15 protein-coding genes are annotated in these 19279 nt (G+C 67.0%); 10 read left to right on the top strand and 5 right to left on the bottom strand.

What is annotated here, in order from left to right; genetic code table 11:
- Nucleotides 1-27: 27 nt before the first annotated feature.
- Nucleotides 28-1020, top strand: coding sequence for an acrylyl-CoA reductase family protein (locus OHB26_RS11690; protein ID WP_330184200.1), 993 nt, complete (start codon nucleotides 28-30; stop codon nucleotides 1018-1020).
- Here OHB26_RS11690 and OHB26_RS11685 read toward each other — a convergent pair.
- The 3 genes from OHB26_RS11685 to OHB26_RS11675 all read right to left on the bottom strand — a co-directional run bounded on the left by OHB26_RS11685 (nucleotide 1017) and on the right by OHB26_RS11675 (nucleotide 5672).
- Nucleotides 1017-1721, bottom strand: a complete 705-nt coding sequence (locus OHB26_RS11685) for an endonuclease/exonuclease/phosphatase family protein (RefSeq protein ID WP_330184199.1) — start codon at nucleotides 1719-1721, stop codon at nucleotides 1017-1019. The genes OHB26_RS11690 and OHB26_RS11685 overlap by 4 nt on opposite strands.
- A 138-nt stretch (nucleotides 1722-1859) precedes the next feature.
- On the bottom strand, nucleotides 1860-4307 hold the full coding sequence (gene lon, locus OHB26_RS11680) for an endopeptidase La (protein ID WP_330184198.1): 2448 nt from the start codon (nucleotides 4305-4307) through the stop codon (nucleotides 1860-1862).
- A 135-nt stretch (nucleotides 4308-4442) separates the two neighbouring features.
- Nucleotides 4443-5672, bottom strand: coding sequence for a cytochrome P450 (locus OHB26_RS11675; RefSeq protein ID WP_330184197.1), 1230 nt, complete (start codon nucleotides 5670-5672; stop codon nucleotides 4443-4445).
- Between the two features lie 72 nt (nucleotides 5673-5744).
- On the opposite strand from OHB26_RS11675, the gene OHB26_RS11670 reads away from it, so the two are divergent.
- Nucleotides 5745-8891, top strand: coding sequence for a BTAD domain-containing putative transcriptional regulator (locus tag OHB26_RS11670; protein ID WP_330184196.1), 3147 nt, complete (start codon nucleotides 5745-5747; stop codon nucleotides 8889-8891).
- Here OHB26_RS11670 and OHB26_RS11665 read toward each other — a convergent pair.
- Entirely contained in the window at nucleotides 8875-9528 is a 654-nt protein-coding gene (locus OHB26_RS11665; RefSeq protein ID WP_330184195.1) for a DUF4097 family beta strand repeat-containing protein, read from the bottom strand. The two genes, OHB26_RS11670 and OHB26_RS11665, sit on opposite strands and share 17 nt — an antisense overlap.
- A 134-nt stretch (nucleotides 9529-9662) precedes the next feature.
- Here OHB26_RS11665 and OHB26_RS11660 point away from each other — a divergent pair, with 134 nt between their 5' ends.
- The 4 genes from OHB26_RS11660 (at nucleotide 9663) to OHB26_RS11645 (ending at nucleotide 13365) form a co-directional block, all read left to right on the top strand.
- On the top strand, nucleotides 9663-10517 hold the full coding sequence (locus tag OHB26_RS11660) for an alpha/beta fold hydrolase (RefSeq protein WP_330184194.1): 855 nt from the start codon (nucleotides 9663-9665) through the stop codon (nucleotides 10515-10517).
- Nucleotides 10510-11082: a TetR/AcrR family transcriptional regulator gene (locus OHB26_RS11655; protein WP_330184193.1), complete on the top strand. Its 573-nt coding sequence runs from the start codon at nucleotides 10510-10512 to the stop codon at nucleotides 11080-11082. Before OHB26_RS11660 ends, OHB26_RS11655 begins: the two co-directional genes overlap by 8 nt.
- A gap of 93 nt (nucleotides 11083-11175) precedes the next feature.
- On the top strand, nucleotides 11176-12048 hold the full coding sequence (locus tag OHB26_RS11650) for an alpha/beta fold hydrolase (protein ID WP_330184192.1): 873 nt from the start codon (nucleotides 11176-11178) through the stop codon (nucleotides 12046-12048).
- A 309-nt stretch (nucleotides 12049-12357) separates the two neighbouring features.
- Nucleotides 12358-13365 (top strand): zinc-binding dehydrogenase, encoded by a 1008-nt coding sequence (locus tag OHB26_RS11645; RefSeq protein WP_330184191.1) that lies wholly within the window; start codon nucleotides 12358-12360, stop codon nucleotides 13363-13365.
- A gap of 43 nt (nucleotides 13366-13408) precedes the next feature.
- Here the strand turns inward: OHB26_RS11645 and OHB26_RS11640 are convergent, their stop codons facing one another.
- On the bottom strand, nucleotides 13409-14479 hold the full coding sequence (locus tag OHB26_RS11640) for a metallophosphoesterase (protein ID WP_330184190.1): 1071 nt from the start codon (nucleotides 14477-14479) through the stop codon (nucleotides 13409-13411).
- 192 nt (nucleotides 14480-14671) lie between these two features.
- Between OHB26_RS11640 and OHB26_RS11635 the strand changes: the two genes are divergently transcribed.
- The 4 genes from OHB26_RS11635 to lhgO all read left to right on the top strand — a co-directional run bounded on the left by OHB26_RS11635 (nucleotide 14672) and on the right by lhgO (nucleotide 19226).
- Nucleotides 14672-16027 carry a hypothetical protein gene (locus OHB26_RS11635; RefSeq protein ID WP_330184189.1) on the top strand — a complete coding sequence of 452 codons (1356 nt, stop codon included), beginning with the start codon at nucleotides 14672-14674 and terminating at the stop codon, nucleotides 16025-16027.
- 147 nt (nucleotides 16028-16174) lie between these two features.
- Nucleotides 16175-16966: a TIGR03084 family metal-binding protein gene (locus OHB26_RS11630; protein WP_330184188.1), complete on the top strand. Its 792-nt coding sequence runs from the start codon at nucleotides 16175-16177 to the stop codon at nucleotides 16964-16966.
- 389 nt (nucleotides 16967-17355) lie between these two features.
- Complete coding sequence (locus OHB26_RS11625; protein WP_330184187.1) at nucleotides 17356-18030, top strand: hypothetical protein; 675 nt, start codon at nucleotides 17356-17358, stop codon at nucleotides 18028-18030.
- A gap of 11 nt (nucleotides 18031-18041) precedes the next feature.
- Nucleotides 18042-19226, top strand: coding sequence for an L-2-hydroxyglutarate oxidase (gene lhgO / locus OHB26_RS11620; protein WP_330184186.1), 1185 nt, complete (start codon nucleotides 18042-18044; stop codon nucleotides 19224-19226).
- Nucleotides 19227-19279 lie beyond the last annotated feature (53 nt).

Below are 19279 nucleotides of genomic sequence, written 5' to 3'. Positions count from 1 at the left end.
CCAGCGTCGGAGTCCTATGCTCAGGGCATGGAGTTCCAGGCGATGGTGGCACGCAAGACGGACAGCGGGATCGCACTCCGGCGCGAGACGGTCGGTGACGACTTCCTCGGCGCGGGCGATGTGACGATCAAGGTGCACTTCACGAGCGCCAACTACAAGGACGGACTCGCCATCACTCCGGGTGGCGGTGTGGTGCGCGACTATCCGATCATCCCGGGTATCGATATCACCGGCGAGGTATTCGCCTCGGAGAGTGCGGATTTCGCGCCCGGCGAGCTCGTCGTCGCGCACGGCTACGATATCGGCGTCGCCCACAATGGCGGCTTCGCCGAGTACGCCCGGGTCCCCGCCGACTGGGTCGTGAAACTCGACGGCCTCACCCCGCGCGAGGCGGCCGCCCTGGGCACCGCCGGATTCACCGCCGCCATGAGCGTGCAGGCCCTGCTGGACAATCGCATCACCCCCGACTCCGGTCCGGTGTTGGTCTCCGGCGCTACCGGCGGCGTCGGCAGTGTCGCCGTCGATATCCTGGCCGGCTTGGGTTTCGAGGTGATCGCCTCCACCGGAAAGCTCGGCGCCACCGAACTTCTCACCGCGCTCGGCGCGTCGAGCGTCATCGGCCGACTGCCCGGCGAGGGCGAGAAACTCCGCCCTCTCGGCAAGGCGCAATGGGCCGCGGCGGTCGACAGTGTCGGCGGCGCCTCCCTGGCCCACATCCTGTCCACCATCAAATACGGTGGCGCCGTGGCGGTTTCCGGCCTCACCGGCGGCACCGACCTACCCACCACCGTCATGCCGTTCATCCTGCGCGGCGTCTCCCTGCTCGGCATCGACTCCGCGCACTTCCCCATCGAGGCCCGCCGCGAACTGTGGGCACGCCTCGCCAAAGACCTGAAACCCCGGCACCTGTCCCTGCTGGAGAACTACGCCCCGATCACCGAGGCCGAAGCGGTACTGCACTCCATCCTGGAGGGCACCCACTCCGGCCGCACCGTGCTCGCCGTGGCCGGGGAGTTCTAGCCGATCGTCGCGCGCACGAGGTTGTGGTCGGACACCCCGGCCACATCCTCGACCGCTGTGTCTCGTGCGGTGATTCCGCGCGTCACAACATGGTCGATGAACTGGGACTTCTCCGCGTCGGAGCCGCGCGGGCGAGTCGCGATGGCATCCACCGGCAATTCGGCGACGGTGTAGTGCGTGCCCAGTGCCGCGACGACTTCGGCGGCGGGCGCGTTGAAGTCGCCGAGCAGCACCACCGGTCCGCCCGCAGTGAGTTCCGCCAGCCGGGCGAACTGCCCGCCGCGCCGATCGTCGCCGGTCACGTGCGTGGCGACTATGAGCACACCGTCCACCAGCACGGCGAGATAGCCCTTCCCGGGATCGCTCGCGAACGCCCCGGCGGCGAAATTCCGCCCGGCCCCAGCCACGATCAGAACGAGATGTTCGGTCCGGTCCTGGAGCATCGAGGCGACCCGTCGCGGCCGTGGCACCCGCGGATACCGCAGCACATGAAACTCCCTACCGGGCAACGCTTCCCGTAGGCTCGCCAATTGATCACCGCTGACCTCCTGCAATGCGATGACCTGCTCGGATCTCCCTGCCACCACCGAGGTGACCCCTTCGATCCGCACCTTGTCCTCCGGCCAGCGCCCAGCGAACGAGCTGTCCCAGTTGTCGGCATGCACCCGATGCAGGACATTCCAAGTGGCAACAGTGATCACGCGGCACACGTTACGAGACAGGAACGAACCGCGCGGGTTTCAGAGGTTTCATGTGAAACACGCGCATCTGGGTAGTTGACACGAAGGAGCCGTGCGTGTGGGACGCACGCACGGCTCCTCATGGGGAGCGCCTGCTGGCTAGGCGGTGGCGCTCAGGGGGCGGCCGTCGAGGGCCGGTTCGATGACCGGTTCGATGGCGTAGGCGAGGATCTCCGCCACGTCGGCGACGGGGCGGACATCCAGGGCGGCGAGGACTTCGGCGGGGACTTCGTCGAGGTCCGGTTCATTGCGGGCGGGGATGAAGACGGTCTTCAGGCCCGCGCGCTGGGCGGCCAGCAGCTTCTGCTTGACGCCGCCGATGGGCAGGACTCGGCCGTTGAGGGTGACCTCGCCGGTCATACCGACATCCGCTCGGACCTGACGGTCCAGGGCCAGGGACACCAGGGCGGTGACCATGGTGACGCCCGCCGACGGGCCGTCCTTGGGGACCGCGCCTGCCGGGAAGTGGATGTGGATATTGCGGTCGAGGACCTTCGGTTCGATACCGATCTCCTCCAGGTGTGAGCGCACGTAGGTGAGGGCGATCTGCGCCGACTCCTTCATGACGTCACCCAGCTGACCGGTGAGGGTCAGGGAGCGGTCGCCCTCGGCGGCGTTGGCCTCGATGTAGAGGACATCGCCACCGGCGCCGGTCACCGCCAAACCCGTTGCCACACCGGGGACCGCGGTGCGTTCCACCCCGTCGGGGGTGAAGCGCGGACGGCCCAGGTAGTCCTTCAGATCACCCAGTCCGATTACCAGACGCTCCGGGCCGGACGCCTTTTCGTAGCCCAACTCGGGCTCGTAGCCCAGCTCCGCCGGGCTGTCCGGCACGAACTCGCCCGAGGTGATGATGCTTTCGGCGTCGCTCACGTCCGTCGACTCCGAGAGTTTGGTCGCCGCCTTGCGCAGCGCCTTGGCGATCAGGCGCTCCATCTGGCGGACACCGGCCTCCCGGGTGTAGTTGGCGGCGATCTCGCGCAGCGCCTCGGCACTGACCTGCACCTCGTCGGCGGTGAGCGCGTTGCGCTCGAGCTGACGCGGGATCAGGAAGTCACGGGCGATGGCGACCTTGTCATCCTCGGTGTAACCGTCCACGGTGATCAGTTCCATGCGGTCCAGCAGCGGGCCGGGAATGGTGTCCATGACATTCGCGGTCGCGATGAACAGCACATCGGACAGGTCCAGATCCAGATCCAGGTAGTGATCGCGGAAGGTGTGGTTCTGCGCGGGGTCCAGGACCTCGAGCAGCGCCGCCGCCGGATCACCGCGGAAGTCGGAGCCGACCTTGTCGATCTCGTCCAGCAGGACAACGGGATTCATCGACCCCGCCTCCTTCATGGCGCGCACGATGCGACCGGGCAGTGCGCCCACATAGGTGCGCCGGTGACCACGGATCTCGGCCTCGTCACGCACGCCGCCCAGGGCGACGCGAACGAACTTGCGGCCCAGCGCCCGTGCCACGGACTCGCCCAGGGAGGTCTTACCCACGCCGGGCGGACCCACCAGCACCAGCACCGCGCCCGAACCACGACCGCCGACGACCTCCAGACCGCGCGCGGCCCGGCGGGCACGCACCGCCAGGTACTCGACCATGCGGTCCTTCACCTCGTCCAGCCCGTGGTGATCGGCGTCCAGTACCGCGCGGGCGGCCGAGACATCGGTGCTGTCAGCGGTTTTCACGCTGAACGGCAGCTCCAGGACGGTGTCCAGCCAGGTGCGGATCCAACCGGATTCCGGACTCTGATCGCTGGAACGCTCCAGGCGATCGACCTCGCGCAGCGCGGCCTCACGAATGTTCTCCGGCAGATCGGCGGTCTCGACCCGGGTGCGGTAGTCGTCCGCACCGTCGGGCTCGCCCTCGCCGAGCTCCTTGCGAATCGCGTTGAGCTGCTGGCGCAGCAGGAATTCGCGCTGCGACTTCTCGACGCCCTCGCGCACCTCCTCGCTGATCTTCTCGTTGACCTCGGTCTCGGCGATGTGCTGCTTGGTCCACTCGATCAACTTGGTCAATCGGGTGGTGGCGTCCAGGGTTTCGAGCAGTTCGCGCTTCTGGTCGTGGCTCAGGTAGGGAGCCCAACCGGCGACGTCCGCGATGGCGGAGGGATCGTTCAGCTGATTGACGGCGTCGATGACCTGCCACGCCTCACGGCGCTGCAGTACGGCCACGACGAGCTTCTTGTATTCGGCGGCAAGGTCTTTGGTGCGGCCGTCGGATTCGGGGACCTCGACCGGCTCGGCTTCGACCCAGAGCGCCGCGCCGGGACCGGTCACACCGTGTCCGATCTTGGCGCGGCCCTCGGCCTTGAGCACCGCAGCCGGGGCGCCACCGCGCATCCGGCCGACCTGTTCGATGGTGGCGACCACGCCGTAGCTGGCGTAGCCCTCATCCAGGCGAGGCGCGACCAACACCTGGTTGACCTTGCCCGCCCGGGCGGCATCGATTGCGGCCTGTGCGGACTCGTCCAGCTCGATCGGCACGATCATGCCGGGGAGCACGATCGGATCGGTCAGGAATAGGACCGGCAGGTTCTGTGGGTTGGTCACGACATCTACCTCATCTTTCAGATAAGCACTGTCAAGATTGAGCGTCTCCTACTCAACTCAGGTTGAGCGCTACCCAGTCAACTATCGACCCCGGCGACTAATTCCGCATGTGTTGTTCGCCCCCGGCGAACGGGCCTACTCGGCGGTATCCGTCCAGGTCACGGGCAGCGCGTGGACGCCGTAGATATTCATGTCGGTCCGCAGCGGAACCTCCGAAGCGGGGACCGCGAGCGCGAGCGTCGGGAAGCGGCGCAGCAGTCCGGCGAACCCGGCCCGCATCTCCAGGCGACCCAGTTGCTGCCCCAGGCACAGGTGCACGGCGTGACCGAAGGCCAGGTGACCGCGGGCCTGCCGCATGACATCGAGGGTGTCCGGATTCTCGAAACGCTCCGGATCGCGATTGGCGGCCAGCAGCGAGACCACGACCGTCGCGCCCTTGGGGATGATCTCCCCGCCGAGCTCGATGTCCTCGGTGGCGAAGCGATAGAAGATATCGGCGACCGACAGATACCGCAGCAGCTCATCGACGGCATCGTGGTACAGCTCCGGATCGGCGCGCAGCGCGGCCGCCTGGTCCGGATGCTCCAGCAGCGCGAAGGTGCCCAGCGACAACATGTTCGCGGTGGTCTCATGCCCCGCGAGCAGCAGCAGGAAGGCGATTCCGGTGAGCTCCTCGATGCTCAGATCCTCATCGCGGGCCAGATCGGAGAGGATGTCCTCATCGGGGGCGGCGCGCTTGTTCGTGACCAGCTCGCCCAGGTAGGTGTTGAGCGCGATGTACGCGCCCATCTTCTCCTCCAGCGACTGCTCCTTGACCATGAACTTGGCCGAGTTCGCCTGGAAGCTGTCGCGATCGGAGTACGGGACGCCGAGCAGTTCACAGATCACCAGCGACGGCACCGGCAGCGCGAACTCCTTGACCAGATCGACCGGCGGGGTCAGCGCCGCCATCGCGTCCAGCTGGCGCTCGACCACATCGGTGATGTGATCCTGCAGCTCCTTCATGCGCCGCAGGGTGAAGGCGCCGGTCAGCTTGCGCCGCAGCCGGGTATGGTCCGGCGGATCCATGGCGATGAACATGCCCGGAATCTGCGGGGAGGGTTCGGTGGCGATCGGCATACCCGGAATCTCGAAGGGCACATGAATGACCTCGACATCCAGGCGCGAGCTGAATCGGGTGTCGGCCAGCAGCTTTCGGGCCGCGTCATAACCGGTGACGAGCCAGCCCTGGTGACCGTCGGGGAAGAGCATCGGACTGACCGGACGGGCCGCGCGCAGCGCGGTGATCTCGCGCGGCGGATCGAAGGGACCCGCATTGCGCTCCATCGGCAGGCCGTTCGGAATGGGAGCCGTTTCAGTGTTCATGTAGAGCACTGTCGCCGTCTCGGCTGATATCGACCTGACACCGACCTGACACGCCGATCGGCCCACGGCACAATGGGCCGGGTGCAGATCGGGATGCTTGGACCACTCGAAATCCGTGACGGCAACGGCGGATCGATCGAGATACCCGGCGCCCGGCTGCGGGCGCTGCTGGTCGCCCTCGCCCTCGAACCCGGCCGCGTGGTCCCGAAAACGACACTGGTCGACTGGATCTGGGGGGAACAACTCCCCGCCGACGCGGCGAACTCGCTGCAGGCACTGGTATCGCGACTGCGCAGACTGCTGCCGGACGGCTCGCTGGAGGCCCAGGCGGGTGGCTACCGGCTGGCGGTGGAGCCGCGCGCCGTTGATGCGGTTCGCTTCGAACAACTCCTGGACCAGGCCCGGGGCGGGGACGACGCCGAGCAGGCCCCGCTGCTGCGCGAAGCCCTCGAGCTGTGGCGCGGTACGCCCATGCAGGACATCGGAGTTCAGGACAGCGAGAGCTTCGACGCCGTGATCACCCGGCTCGACGGCTTGCGCCTGGCCGCGATGGAGGATCGCTACGAGGCGGAGATCCGGCTCGGCCACGGCACCGAACTGATCACCGAACTGACCGAGTCGGTCACCCGTAATCCGCTGCGGGAGCGGCTCGTCGCGGCGCTGATGCGGGCGCTCGGCGGCGCGGGCCGCAGCAATGAGGCCCTGACCGTATACCAGCAGGCTCGCGAGGCGCTCGCCGACGAACTGGGCGCGGACCCCTCACCCGAGCTGTCCGCCGTGCACGTGGCCCTGCTGCGCGGCGAATTCGGGGTACAGGTGCAGGACCGCAAGACCAATCTGCGCGCCGAATTGACCAGCTACGTGGGCAAATACGGTGATATCGCGGTGGTGCGCGAACTCATCGCCGAGCATCGGCTCACCACCCTGACCGGTCCGGGCGGCTCCGGTAAGACCCGGCTCGCGGTGGAGACCGCGCGGACCCTCCTCGAGGATCTGCCCGAGGGCGCCTGGCTGGTCGAGCTGGCCTCGATCGGCGCGGGCGGCGATATCGCCCAATCGGCGCTCGCAGCACTCGGACTGCGCGATGCGCTGCACGGTGGCGCGCCGGACGCGGAGCCCATGGACCGGCTCATCGCGGCGGTCCGCGAACGCGAAACCCTGCTGATCCTGGACAATTGCGAACACATCATCGAGGCGGCCGCGACCTTCGCGCACCGCCTGCTCGGCGAATGCCGCAGGGTGCGCATCCTGGCCACCAGTCGCGAACCGCTCGGCATCACCGGTGAGGCGCTCTGGCAGGTCGTCCCGCTGACCCTGCCCGCCGCGGACGCGGCCCCCGACCGGATCGAATCCTCCCCGGCCGTACAACTGTTGCGCGATCGGGCCGGTGCGGTGCGCAAGGAGCTCGCGACCGACGCGAGTCTGCTGCCGACCATGGCGCGCGTCTGCCGGGCGCTGGACGGAATTCCGCTCGCCATCGAATTGGCCGCGGCCAGATTGCGCACCATGTCCCTGGAGCAGCTCGCCGATCGCCTCGACGATCGCTTCCGACTGCTGACCGGGGGCAGCCGCACCGCGATACCGCAGCATCGCACCCTGCGCGCGGTGGTCGACTGGAGCTGGGAGCTGCTCACCGACGCCGAGCGAACGGTGCTGCGCCGCCTGGCGGTCTTCTCCGGTGGCGCGAGTCTCGAAGCGGCCGAACAGGTTTGCGTCGGCGATACGGTCGAACAGTGGGAGGTGCTGGAACTGCTGACCGCGCTCACCGAGAAGTCGCTGTTGCTCACCACCGGTGACAGCGGGCCGCGCTATCGCATGCTCACCACCATCGAGCAGTACGCCCGGGAGCGGCTCGACGAAGCGGGAGAAGCGGATTCGGCCCGGCGCGCGCACCTGGCGTACTTCACCGAACTCGCCGATACCGCCGAACCGCAGCTGCGCCGCGCCGACCAATTGAAGTGGCTCACGCTGCTCGAGGCCGAACATGACAATATCGCCGCCGCCATGCGGAGCGCGCTCGCCGCCGGCGATACGGCCGGAGCCATGCGGCTCGCCGCCCCCGCGGGCTGGTACTGGTGGCTCGGCGGGCATAAGGCCGAGGGCACGGAGTTCGTCCTCGCGGCCGCCGACTCTGCGGCGGAGGTGGACGACGAGACCCGCGCCATGGTGTACGCGATGGTCGTACATTTCCTCTCCTCCGGGCGCAATGACGCTGTCCAACTGCAGGATTGGATCCACAAGGCGGCCCAATTCAGCCGGACCAGCGGCGCCCGCTACCCGCTGCTGCGATTCATCGGCGCGCTCGAACGCCTACTGGAGGGTCCGGACGCGATACTGACCGCGTTCGAACCGCTGCTCACCGATGACGATCCCTGGGTGCGGGCGCTGTCCCGGCTACAGCTGGGCAAGATGCGAATCACCATCGGCCAGCCGGGCACCGAAGCCGACGGGTACCTCGAGACGGCGCTGGACGAGTTCCGGGCGATCGGCGAACGCTGGGGAGTGTCGTTCGCGCTGACCGAATTGGCGGACAGAATCGCCATGCGCGGCGAATTCGCCCGTGCGGTCACGTATTTCGACGAGGCGATCGCGGTGGTCACCGAGGTCGGCGCGATCGAGGATCTGGTTCGCCTGCGCGCACGGCAGGCCCAATTGTATTGGCTGCTGGATGATTCGGCGGCGAGCACGACCGCCATGGCCGAAGCGCAGCGGTATGCGGAGCAGGCGGCCTGGCCGAGCGCGCTGACCGAACTGGCCCTCGCGAAGGCCACCCTGGCGCGCTGGAACGGCGATGCCGAACAGGCGCACAGCCAGATCGCGTCCGCGACAAAGGCTTTGGGCAGCGAAACGGATCAGTCGCAGATCGATGCCATCGTGCACGATCTGCTCGGCTATCTCGCGGACGATCTCGACACGGCCCGCACCGAACACGCGGCGGCCTTCGAGGCGGCGGCCACAGCGGGGTACGCACCACTCATCGCCCAAATCCTGGTCGGCATAGCGGATCTGGCACTGCGCGCAGATCAGTATGAGCAGGCCGCGCGACTGCTGGCGGCGAGCACCGGAGTGCGCGGGCTGCGCGATCTCTCCCAACCGGATGTGCGCAGGATCGAGCAGGCGGCACGAGATCGCCTCGGTGAAGCGGGCTTCACCGAGGCGATAGGAGATGGGGCACAGGCGGACTGGCATGAACTGGTCGCGGTCACGCTCGCGCGCTGACCGCCTCGGCATTGTGCACATTGATATTGCCGAGCGCGCTGTGCGCGTAGACCCGCACGATGTTCTCCTGCGCACCGGCGACCGCCGGTAGCCGGTTCCGCACGGAGCCCTGCTTGGTGTTGGTCTCCAGTTGCACCGCGCTGCCCGGGTGGATACCGACCTCGAGCTCACCGACGGAGGTCTCGAGGCTCAGCACCCCGCGCACGGCTTCGGCGATACGGATATCGCCCTTCGAGGTCTTGGCGGTCACCGAGTCGGCGGCGAGGTCGACCAGGATGTCGCCGAGCGCGATCTCCAGATCGCTCTGGCCGAGTGCGCCGAAGGTGCGCAGTCGGCCCACCCCGGAGGTGGCCTTCAGTTGGGAGCCGGCGGGCGCCTCGATGGTCACCTGGATCGAGGGGTTGCCGCCGAAGGCGGCGTAGGTGCGCCAGTTCTTCGGCGTCCACACGGTCAAGACACCGGCCGCGAACTCGACCTTGGTGTGTTCGGCGGCGCGGACGTCACCCTTCTTGGCCGCATCGGCGGGCTGGACGGTGACGACGGTGTCGGAGCGGTCCGAGGCGATGACGGTGACCTCGGCGCTGAGCACGTCGACGGTGATGGCGATGGGGGCGGGGGTCTGGAATGCGTTGTTCATGAGCAGTACTTTCACCGCCGCCGCTGATACCGGCCTGATGCCGACCTGACATGCCACTGATTGGGGGTTGACGGGATTGGCTAAAGCGATTAGCTTTATGGCTATCGCAGTTAGCTTTCAAGGGAGTGAATGACATGACCGAATACATGGACATCGACGGTGGCCGGATCGCCTACGACTCGATCGGCGAAGGGCCGCTCGTGGTGCTCTCGCACGGCATCGGCGACCGCCGCCAGTCCTACCGCTTCCTGGCCCCGATGATCGCCGCCGCCGGATACCGGGTGGTCAGCACCGATCTGCGCGGGCACGGCGACTCCAGCATGAACTGGGTCTCCGAGACCGGTAAGGAGGCCATCAGCCGCACCGATGTGGCCGATGATCTGCTCGCCGTCATCACGAAGCTGAATGCCGGACCGGCGATCATCGTGGGGCACTCCATCTCCGGTGGCGCGGCCACCATCGCCGCCGCGAAATCACCCGACCTGGTGCGCGGCATTGTGGAGATCAACCCCTTCACACTGACCCAAAAAGCTTCGGTGAGTGCGCTGTTCACCGTATCCCGCTACCGCCGTGGCATGTTCCCGCTGATGGGAACCATGATGTTCAAGAGCCTCAGCCTGTGGGAGAAGTACCTGAACGTGGCCTACCCGACCAAGCCCGCCGACTACGCCGAGTACATGGCCGCCGGTATCGCCAAGCTGAGCGAACCCGGCCGCATGGGCGAATTCATGAAGACCGGCAAGTCGACCCCGGCCGACGCGCAGGCGCAACTGCCGAACGTCACCCAGCCCGCGCTGATCATCATGGGCACCGCCGATCCGGATTTCCCGAACCCGGAAGCCGAGGGCAAGGCCGTCATCGCCGCGCTCCCCGCCGGTCTGGGCAGCCTGGGCCTGGTCGACAACGGCGGCCACTACCCTCATGCACAGTCACCCGAGCAGACCGCCGCCCTGATTCTGCCGTTCTTGAAGGAGCACGCACATGCCTAGAGCCGGGCTCAGTAGGACCGAGGTTGTCGCGGCGGGCGCACAGCTCGCCGACGACCTCGGTTACACGAACCTGGCGCTCAGCCCCCTGGCCGCGCGGCTCGGTGTGCGAACACCCTCGCTGTACAAGCACATCGACAGCTTGGCCGACCTACAGCACGGCATCGCCACCCTCGCTATGAGCGAACTGGACCAGACCCTGCGCGATGCCATGCACGGACGTTCCGGCAGCGCGGCCCTGGCCGCGTTCGCGAAAGCCTTCCGCCACTATGTGACCGAGTATCCGGGCAGATACGCCGCCACCGTCGGCGCGAGCACCACCGGGCCCGAAGACCCACTACTGCACTCGAGTACACGAGTATTGGAATCCCTGCAGGTGGTGTTGCGCGGGTACGGCATCCCCGAACGCGACATGGTGCACGCCATCCGCACGCTGCGCTGCACCTTCCACGGCTTCGCCGCCCTGCAGGCGTCGGACGGCTTCCAGATGCGCGAAGACGTCGAGGACAGCTTCGACTGGATGATCGGGTTCCTGGACCGCGGACTCAGCGAGATCGCGCACGCCTGAACACGCACCGGCGAATCCGGAAAACAGCTTCAGCCCCCGGCCTTTCCGGAGGACCATGGGAAGACCACCGGCAACGAAGCCACCTGGAGCGCAATGGAAAACTTCGCGTACGACGGCACCCGCCTGAGCTATCTACAGCGGGGAGACAGCGGTCCGCCGGTGGTGATGCTGCACAATGCGGGCTCATCGCATGTGATCTGGACGCCCCAGATCACCGCGCTCGCAAGGAAATACCGGGTATACGCGCTGGACCTGCCCGGTTACGGGTCCGCCGATCAGCCCGAAAGTGGTTACACCCTCGATCGATACGCCGAACTGGTGCGGCAGTTCCTGCTCGACCGGCAGTTGTCCAGGGTCGCCATGGTCGGCAATTGCCTCGGCTCGGCCATCAGCCTGACCCTCGCGCGCCGGTATCCCGAACTCTTTCGCGCGGTGGTGGCGATCAATCCGCTCACCGAATCCACCGCCATGCACGGTGATCTGCGCGTACCCGCCCGCATCACCCGCGGTCTGCCCGATCCCGCCGCCCGCGCCCTCTTCGACTGGCATACGCCGAAGTGGTTCGCGCGCGGCACCATTCGATCCTGGTTCTCCAGTGGGCGCGCCTACCGCGAATGCCCGTATGTGCAGCCGCTTTCGGCGGGGTTCCCGGCGCGCGCCCTGGTCGGCCTGGTCCGCGACCTGTCTTGCTTTGCCGCCCTGGATGATTGGCCGGACCGCGAACAACTGCCGCCGGTCTGCACCATCTGGGGCACTGAGAATCGCGTGCTGTCCGCCGCCGCGGGCCGCACCCTGAACGCACAACTGCGCCCGGAACGCGCCGAATGGCTCGACCGGTGCGGGCATGTGCCCATGCTGGAGCGCGCGCCCGAGGTCACCGCCATCATCACCGAGTTCCTGGCAACGACGGATGCGACGGATAGTCACCGACACAGTGAGATCCCGGCCGAAAGCACGCCGGGATGACGAGAAGGCGCACGCGGGGATGACGGAGCCGATCGTCCGCATCGCAGGCGAAGTGGCTCGCCCGCAACGCATGTCGAGCCTCATCGCCAGCAGAGCCACACGGCTATTGGGGACCTCATCGCCAGCGGGGCCACACCGCGATGGGGACCTAATCGCAGTTGGGACCTCATCGCGAATGGGCCTTCACGTAGGTGGAGGTGCCCGCACCCCACCTTGACCCGCTGGTAGCGGGCGAATCGGGCATGGGGTGTGCGTGGGCGACCTAGCATGGCGGGCGGAGACGATGCCGGACCAATGCCATAGGAGTCGATGAACATGCTGGCCGCACGACTACACCTGGGACCGAATCGCAGGCTGGAACTCGACGAGGTGCCGGTGCCCGAGCCCGGACCGGATCATGTGCTGGTGAAGGTGGAGGCGGCGGGGGTGTGCCTGTCGGATGTGCATCTCATCGACGGGACGCTGACGCCGCTGTTCCTGAAGGGCGATGTCGTCACGCTCGGGCACGAGGTGGCCGGAACCGTGCACCAGCTCGGCCCGGGGGTCACCGCCGCCGAGGTCGGGGATCGGGTGTTGTTGCAGGCCGGGGAAGTTCGCGGTGCGGCCACCTTCACCCGCGGTGTGGATTACGACGGCGGCTGGGCCGAGTACACGCTCGCCCGCGTCGACACCCTGGTGCCGATTCCGGATGAACTGCCGTTCGAGCAGGCGTGCTTCATTCCGGACGCGGTCTCCACCCCGTGGGCCGCCGTCACCGCCACCGGTGAGGTGAAAGCCGGTGAGGCGGTGGGTGTCTGGGGTGTGGGCGGACTCGGCGCACACGGTGTGCAATTGCTGCGCCTGGTCGGCGCGGCACCGATCATCGCCGTCGATCCGCTGCCCGCCGCCCGCGAGCGCGCCCTGGAATTCGGCGCGGACTTCGCCTTCGATCCGGCCGATCCGGACCTGCGGCAGAAGATCTTCCAGGCCACCGGCACCGGACTCGCGGCCGCCTTCGACTTCGCGGGCGTGGCGGCGGTGCGCGAGCAGGCCGCCGTCTGCCTGGCTCCGAAGGGCCGTCTGGTGCTGGTCGGTCTGACCAACAAACCCATAACCATTACCGGCGGAACGGCTTTCAGCTTCTTCCAGCAGCAGCTGCGCGGACATTACGGCTCCGAGCCGGATCATGTCACCCAGCTGGTGAAGTTGCAGGGTTTGAACCGGGTCGACTTCTCGCGGTCGGTCAGCGCGGTGGTGCCGCTGGCCGATGCCGCCAAGGCGGTGCACGCCCTGGATGCCAAGGAAGGCAACCCGATTCGGATCGTGCTGAAGCCTTGAGTGTGGATCCCGGCCGAAAACATGCCGGGATGACGGTAGCGCCCTAGACCAGGCGGCGCTGGAAAGCGTTGGTGGACTGACCGTTCGAGGGATCGACGGTGTGAACGGTCAGGTCCGCCGAGGACGCGGTCAACTCCAGCACCATGAACCCGAGGTCGGTGAAGTTCTCGAACAGCGCCGGGGTGACCTTGCGGCTGTCCGTGGCATGCGCACCGGAGTTGGTCTTGGCGGCCGCCCCCGAGACGAGCTGCCGGGTGCCCTTGCACGCCGCGGTCGGTTCCAGCACCTGCAGGCAGTGATCATGCCCGGAGAGCAGGAACTGGGCGCGGCCCAGCACATGGGCCTCGAAGAACTCCTTCACATGAATGCCGTTGATGGGCGCGATATTCAAACCCTCGTATGCACCGGCATTTCCGTGACTGCCATTGCTCAGATACGGGTGATGCGTGCAGACGATCTTCCACTTGGCGGTCGACGCCGCGAGCGCGCCATCCAGCCAGGCCGCCTGTTCGGTCATGAATTGACCGTCGGCCGCCCAGTACGGTTCGAACAGCGGCGGCAGATAGGCCGCGATGGGATTCAGATCCAATACGAAGAATTCGACCAGCGAGCCGATCGGCACCGAGTAGTAGCGCGACGGCATCCACCAGCGTTCGGAGCGCGAATGATAGGCGACCTCATGGTCACCGCGCAGCAGCCAGCCGCCGTCGCCGGGCAGGATCGAACTGTTGTCGTGATTGCCCTGCACCATGATCCAGGGGAAGTCGAGGCCGCGATTGGGGTCCTCGAATTTGGCGTTGAACTGGGCGTCGTCATCGGCCCACGGACCCTGTTCGTACACATTGTCGCCTAGGCCGAGGGCGAGGGAGAACGGCTCGCGCGCGTGCAGGGCACGGGCGGCGTCGGCGACGGCCCATTGCGGGCGGGCGCCGGTTCCGGCATCGCCGGTCACCAGGATGCGCAGCGAATCACCTTCCGGGAAAGGCAGTTTCGCGACCGTGGTGGCGGGCGCGGGCTGGGCTCCGGCGGTACCGGCGCTCGTCAGGCTCGCGGCGGTGGCCAGTCCGGCGGCGGTGGCCGCGCCGGTCAGAAAGCCACGGCGGTCCACATTCATCGATCGCTCCCTTTTCGCGTTGTCATCCCACCCATTGTTCTGGTCGACTGACCAGTATTCCCTGTCTCCGGAAAGCACGCACAATATGACACGTTCTCCGAGGCCATCGACCTTTTGACAGCACCCTTCACCGGTGAGAGTGTTGTGTGTCCGTTTTCTCACCATCGGCTCGGCCAACAGGGGGACGCAGCAATGACGACATTGGCCTCGGGTGCTTTCATCGACTGGGAGCAGCTGACCGGCCAGCCCAAACTCGTCGTCGATCTGATCAGTTTCCCGATCTTCAGCGCCATCGCCGGTTGGCTGACCAACTGGACCGGCGTACTGATGTTGTTCTGGCCGCTCTACTTTCGCGGTATTCGCATTCCGGGGCTGGACATCCTCTACCCGTATCTGCCGCGTCGCGTCCAGGTGCTGCCCACCTTCTCCGGTGACGGGAAACAGCTCGGTTTCCAGGGCTTCATTCCCGCGCGCGCCGAGAAGATGGCGAGTATCTGCGTGGATGTCGCGATCATGCGCATCGGCAGTCCGCGCGATTTCATCCACGAACTCGACCTGGACGGTATCGCCGACTACATCGCCGATGTCGGCCGCAAACAGGTGCCGTCCATGGTGAACGAGATCATGAAGCGGGAGAACCCGGACCTGTGGGGCGCGGTACCGCGCGCCGCCCGCAATGTGCTCTACCAGCGGGTGGAGCGCGAACTGCCGACGCTGGCCCGGCGCGCCTTCGAACAGCTCGGCGACAATGTCGACCAGCTCATCGATATCAAGACCTTCGTCATCCGGTACCTGCAGGAGAATCCGCACATCCTGAAGGACCTCACCACCACCATCGCCGCGCCCGAACTGAAATTCATGGTGCGCATCGGTCTGCTAGGCGCACCGTTCGGCGTGCTGCTGGCGCTGTATATGCATGTGCACCAGAGCATTCCGATTATCGGCTGGATACCGAACTGGGCCGTCATCCTGACCGCGGCGGCCGCCATCGGCGTACTGGTCAATGTGATCGCGGTGAAGATGGTGTTCGAACCGGGCGATCCGCAGCCGCGCTACAAATACCTGTGGAAGCAGGCGCTGCTGGCCAAACGCCAGCCCGAGGCCGCCGCCGACCTCGCGCATATCCTCGCCTACCAGGTGCTGACCCTGCCCAATCTGGCCAAGGAACTGCTGGACGGCACCAACGGCGACAAGACTCGGCAGCTACTGGAGCGCCTCATCGCCGCGGAGATCCACCGGCAGCTCGGCCCGACGCACACCTTCGTGCGCACCGTCTTCGGCGCGCGGCAATTCGACAATCTGAAGGTGGGCGCGGCGGTCGCGGCGGCCGGACTCACCCCGAGTCTGGTGGAAGACGAGGAGTTCGCGGCGGCGCAGGCCAAGAAGATCGACGAATTCGCCGCACGGAAACTGCAGCAGCTCACCCCCGGCGAGTTCATGGAGATGTTCTACGCCTCGGTGGAGCAGGACGCCTGGCTGCTCTACCTGCACGGCGCGGCGCTCGGCCTGGTTGTCGGCCTGGTTCACCTGATCCTTTTCGGCTGGTAGAGGACTTTTTCGGGACAAATACAAGCACGCGTGCTTGCATTTTTCGCCCCGCGCTGCGATGCTGGCCGACGGAAGGCACGCACAACGAGGTGCGTGCCGACCCTGTGACCATCTCGGCACAGCAGGGTTGAGCGACAAGGACTTTCGATGGCCGATCTCGAGGCGCTGCTCGCCGACTTCACCGCCGAGTGCGACGATCTGGACCGGCTCATCGCCGATCTCGACCCTGCCGAATGGCAGCGCGACACACCCGCGGCCGGCTGGACCATTGCCCATCAGATCGGGCATCTGACCTGGACCGATCGCGTCGCCGTACTGGCCGCGACCGATGCGCCGGCCTTCGATGCCGTGGTCCAGGCCGCCCTGCCCAAGGCGCTCACCTTCGTGGACGAGGCCGCCGAGGAAGAAGCCAAGACTCCCGCGCCCGAACTGCTCGCCGCCTGGCGGCGCGATCGGCTCGCCCTGGTCGAGGCGCTGCGCACGGTGCCCGCCGGAACCAAACTGCCGTGGTTCGGACCGCCCATGAGCGCGGCGTCCATGGTGACCGCGCGACTCATGGAGACCTGGGCGCACGGACAGGATGTGGCGGACGCGCTCGGCGTCACCCGCGAACCGACCGACCGGTTGAAGAATGTCGCGCACTTGGGCGTGCGAACTCGCAACTTCGCGTATATGACGCATGGGCGCGCCGCGCCCGCCGAAGAGTTCCGAATCGAACTGACCGCGCCCGGCGGCGACATCTGGAGCTGGGGACCGATCGACGCGCCGCAGCGAATCACCGGCCCCGCCATGGACTTCTGCCTCGCCGTCACCCAGCGCCGCCACCTCGACGACCTCGCCCTGCGAGTGACGGGTGCGGATGCGATCGAATGGCTGGGTCTGGCACAGGCTTTCGCCGGTCCGCCCGGAGCGGGCCGGACGGCGGGTCAGTTCGACTGACCCGCCTCCGATCCCGGCCTCCGGCCAGATTCCCCAATTCCCAGGGAGTAGAGCGAGCGAGCGCCACCGATGGGTGCGCCGTGCCTGGTGCCGACCGGACGACATTGGCCGGAGGTCCTCGATGGCAGTCGAGTTGGCGCTCGCCGCTCTCAGGTATTTACCCACCCTTCCGACAGCGGAAACCTGCGGATGCGCAAACCATGCGAAGTTCGCATTCTGGACGTTGCAGTCTCATCTGCCGGTACAGTCGCTGTGATCCTGGTCTCGTAGGACGGGGGTGCCACCGTGCGCCGCCGTAACCTGGACGGGCGTACGACTTTCAATGGTGCGGGTCGTGGGCGTCGAAAGACGCAGGGGGACCAGGGGAGAGGGAAAGGACCGCACCAGTCATGTCGCATCAACTCGCGACGCAGGCCGCAGGATCATCGCGGCGTGCGGCACAGGTGCTCCGCTACAGCGCCATCGTCACCGCCGGAATGGCGAGCATCGGACTCACCGTCGCCGCCGGCTCCTATATCGCCAATCAGATGGCCGGAACCGAGAAATCCGGGGCCGTCATCGCGGCGCCCACCGCACCGCACACACCCGCGGCACTGTCCGGGGATACCGATCCGCAGACCGGCAGCATCACCCCGCTCGCCGACACCATCGGGCTGGCAGCGTATTTCACACCGCACCCGATGGAAACCACCATGCCGCAAGATATTCCGGGCACGCTCTCACAATCCCGGACCGAAGCGTCCCCCGCGACCGAACGAAATCCGATTGCCGGACAGTTGCGACTGGGCACCGCCTACCTCGACGCGGCGGTGGTTCCGGTCCAACGCAATTCGATCTCCGTCACGGTGGACACCAATGTCTTCGCCACCATGGCGGATCTGGTGCTGCACACCCCGCTCGGGGAGACCCTCGGCATCGGCTCGGATCCGTCCGCCAATACCCAACTGCGCACCGATGTGGACACCCGCAGCGGTGCGGTCACACTGACACTCTCCGATCCGACACTCGGCCGCTATGACGTGCGGCTGGATCGGCACAACACACCGGGCTCCACCGCTGTGTGAAACTTCCTGGTGTGTACGACTACTGCGTGATCGGCGGCGGCATCGTCGGGGTGGCCACCGCGCACCGCATTCTCGACCGGCATCCGGGTGCGAGCCTGCTGCTGGTCGAGAAGGCGCAGGCGCTGGCGGTGCATCAGACCGGGCACAACAGCGGAGTCATCCACTCCGGCATCTACTACGAACCCGGCAGTCTCAAAGCCCGGCTGTGCCGCGCCGGGGCGGAACAGACCAAGGACTTCGCCGCCGCACACGACATTCCGTTCCGGGTGTGCGGAAAGCTGCTGGTGGCCACCGACTCCGCCGAACACGCGCGCATGCTGGCGCTGTACGAGCGGTCGGTGACCAACGGCGTCGAGGTGGAGCTGCTCGACGCCGCCGAGCTCACCCGACGCGAACCACGGGTCACCGGAGTCGGCGCGCTGTTCGTGCCGAGCACCGGGATCATCGACTACACGCGGGTCACCACCGCGCTCGCCGACGCGGTGCGCGCGGCCGGGGGTGAGATCGTGCTCGGCGCGGAGATCACCGCCATCGACGAGAACTCGGACGGGGTAACGGTTTCCGGCCCCGCCGGGAGTTGGCGGGCGGCACGGCTGGTGGTGTGCGGTGGCCTACAGGCCGATCGGCTGGCCCGGCTCGCCGGCGTAGGGTCCGACCTGCGCATCGTCCCGTTCCGCGGCGAGTACTACCAATTACCGCCGGAGCGCGGGGATCTGGTGCGGACGCTCATATACCCCATTCCGGATCCCGAATTGCCGTTCCTGGGTGTGCATTTGAGCCCCACCATCGACGGCGAACTGACCGTCGGCCCCAATGCGGTGCTCGGGCTGGCGCGCGAGGGGTATCGCAAGGGGAGCGTGAATCTGCGGGACGCGCGGGAGATCCTGGGGTTCCGGGGATTTCACCGGGTGGCGGCCGCCAATGTGCGGACCGGGCTGCGCGAGATGCGCAATTCGATTTTCCGGCGCGGATATCTGGCGGAGTGCCGTCGGTACTGCCCGGAGCTGACGGTAGCGGATCTGTTGCCACGCGAGGCCGGGATTCGCGCGCAGGCGGTGCGAGCCGATGGGACGCTGGTGCACGATTTCCTGATCGAGCGGACGCCGCGCTCGGTGCATGTGCTGAATGCGCCGTCACCGGCGGCGACCTCGGCGCTGCCGATCGCGGCGCATATCGCCGCACAATTGGACGATTGACCGAATTAGCGTCCGGACGGCAAATCCGGGTATCCATTCAATAAATAGGATTT

It is taken from the genome of Nocardia sp. NBC_01503, from assembly GCF_036327755.1.
GTDB lineage: Bacteria > Actinomycetota > Actinomycetes > Mycobacteriales > Mycobacteriaceae > Nocardia.
This window is presented reverse-complemented; position numbering and strand designations above follow the sequence as displayed.

What these genes read in the sequence shown, in the direction of transcription:
- OHB26_RS11690 (WP_330184200.1), top strand. Translation starts at nt 28, where the DNA reads ATGGAGTTCCAGGCGATGGTGGCACGCAAGACGGACAGCGGGATCGCA.
- OHB26_RS11675 (WP_330184197.1), bottom strand. Translation starts at nt 5,672, where the DNA reads ATGAACACTGAAACGGCTCCCATTCCGAACGGCCTGCCGATGGAGCGC.
- OHB26_RS11670 (WP_330184196.1), top strand. Translation starts at nt 5,745, where the DNA reads ATGGGCCGGGTGCAGATCGGGATGCTTGGACCACTCGAAATCCGTGAC.
- OHB26_RS11665 (WP_330184195.1), bottom strand. Translation starts at nt 9,528, where the DNA reads ATGAACAACGCATTCCAGACCCCCGCCCCCATCGCCATCACCGTCGAC.
- OHB26_RS11660 (WP_330184194.1), top strand. Translation starts at nt 9,663, where the DNA reads ATGACCGAATACATGGACATCGACGGTGGCCGGATCGCCTACGACTCG.
- OHB26_RS11655 (WP_330184193.1), top strand. Translation starts at nt 10,510, where the DNA reads ATGCCTAGAGCCGGGCTCAGTAGGACCGAGGTTGTCGCGGCGGGCGCA.
- OHB26_RS11650 (WP_330184192.1), top strand. Translation starts at nt 11,176, where the DNA reads ATGGAAAACTTCGCGTACGACGGCACCCGCCTGAGCTATCTACAGCGG.
- OHB26_RS11645 (WP_330184191.1), top strand. Translation starts at nt 12,358, where the DNA reads ATGAACATGCTGGCCGCACGACTACACCTGGGACCGAATCGCAGGCTG.
- OHB26_RS11640 (WP_330184190.1), bottom strand. Translation starts at nt 14,479, where the DNA reads ATGAATGTGGACCGCCGTGGCTTTCTGACCGGCGCGGCCACCGCCGCC.
- OHB26_RS11635 (WP_330184189.1), top strand. Translation starts at nt 14,672, where the DNA reads ATGACGACATTGGCCTCGGGTGCTTTCATCGACTGGGAGCAGCTGACC.
- OHB26_RS11630 (WP_330184188.1), top strand. Translation starts at nt 16,175, where the DNA reads ATGGCCGATCTCGAGGCGCTGCTCGCCGACTTCACCGCCGAGTGCGAC.
- OHB26_RS11625 (WP_330184187.1), top strand. Translation starts at nt 17,356, where the DNA reads ATGTCGCATCAACTCGCGACGCAGGCCGCAGGATCATCGCGGCGTGCG.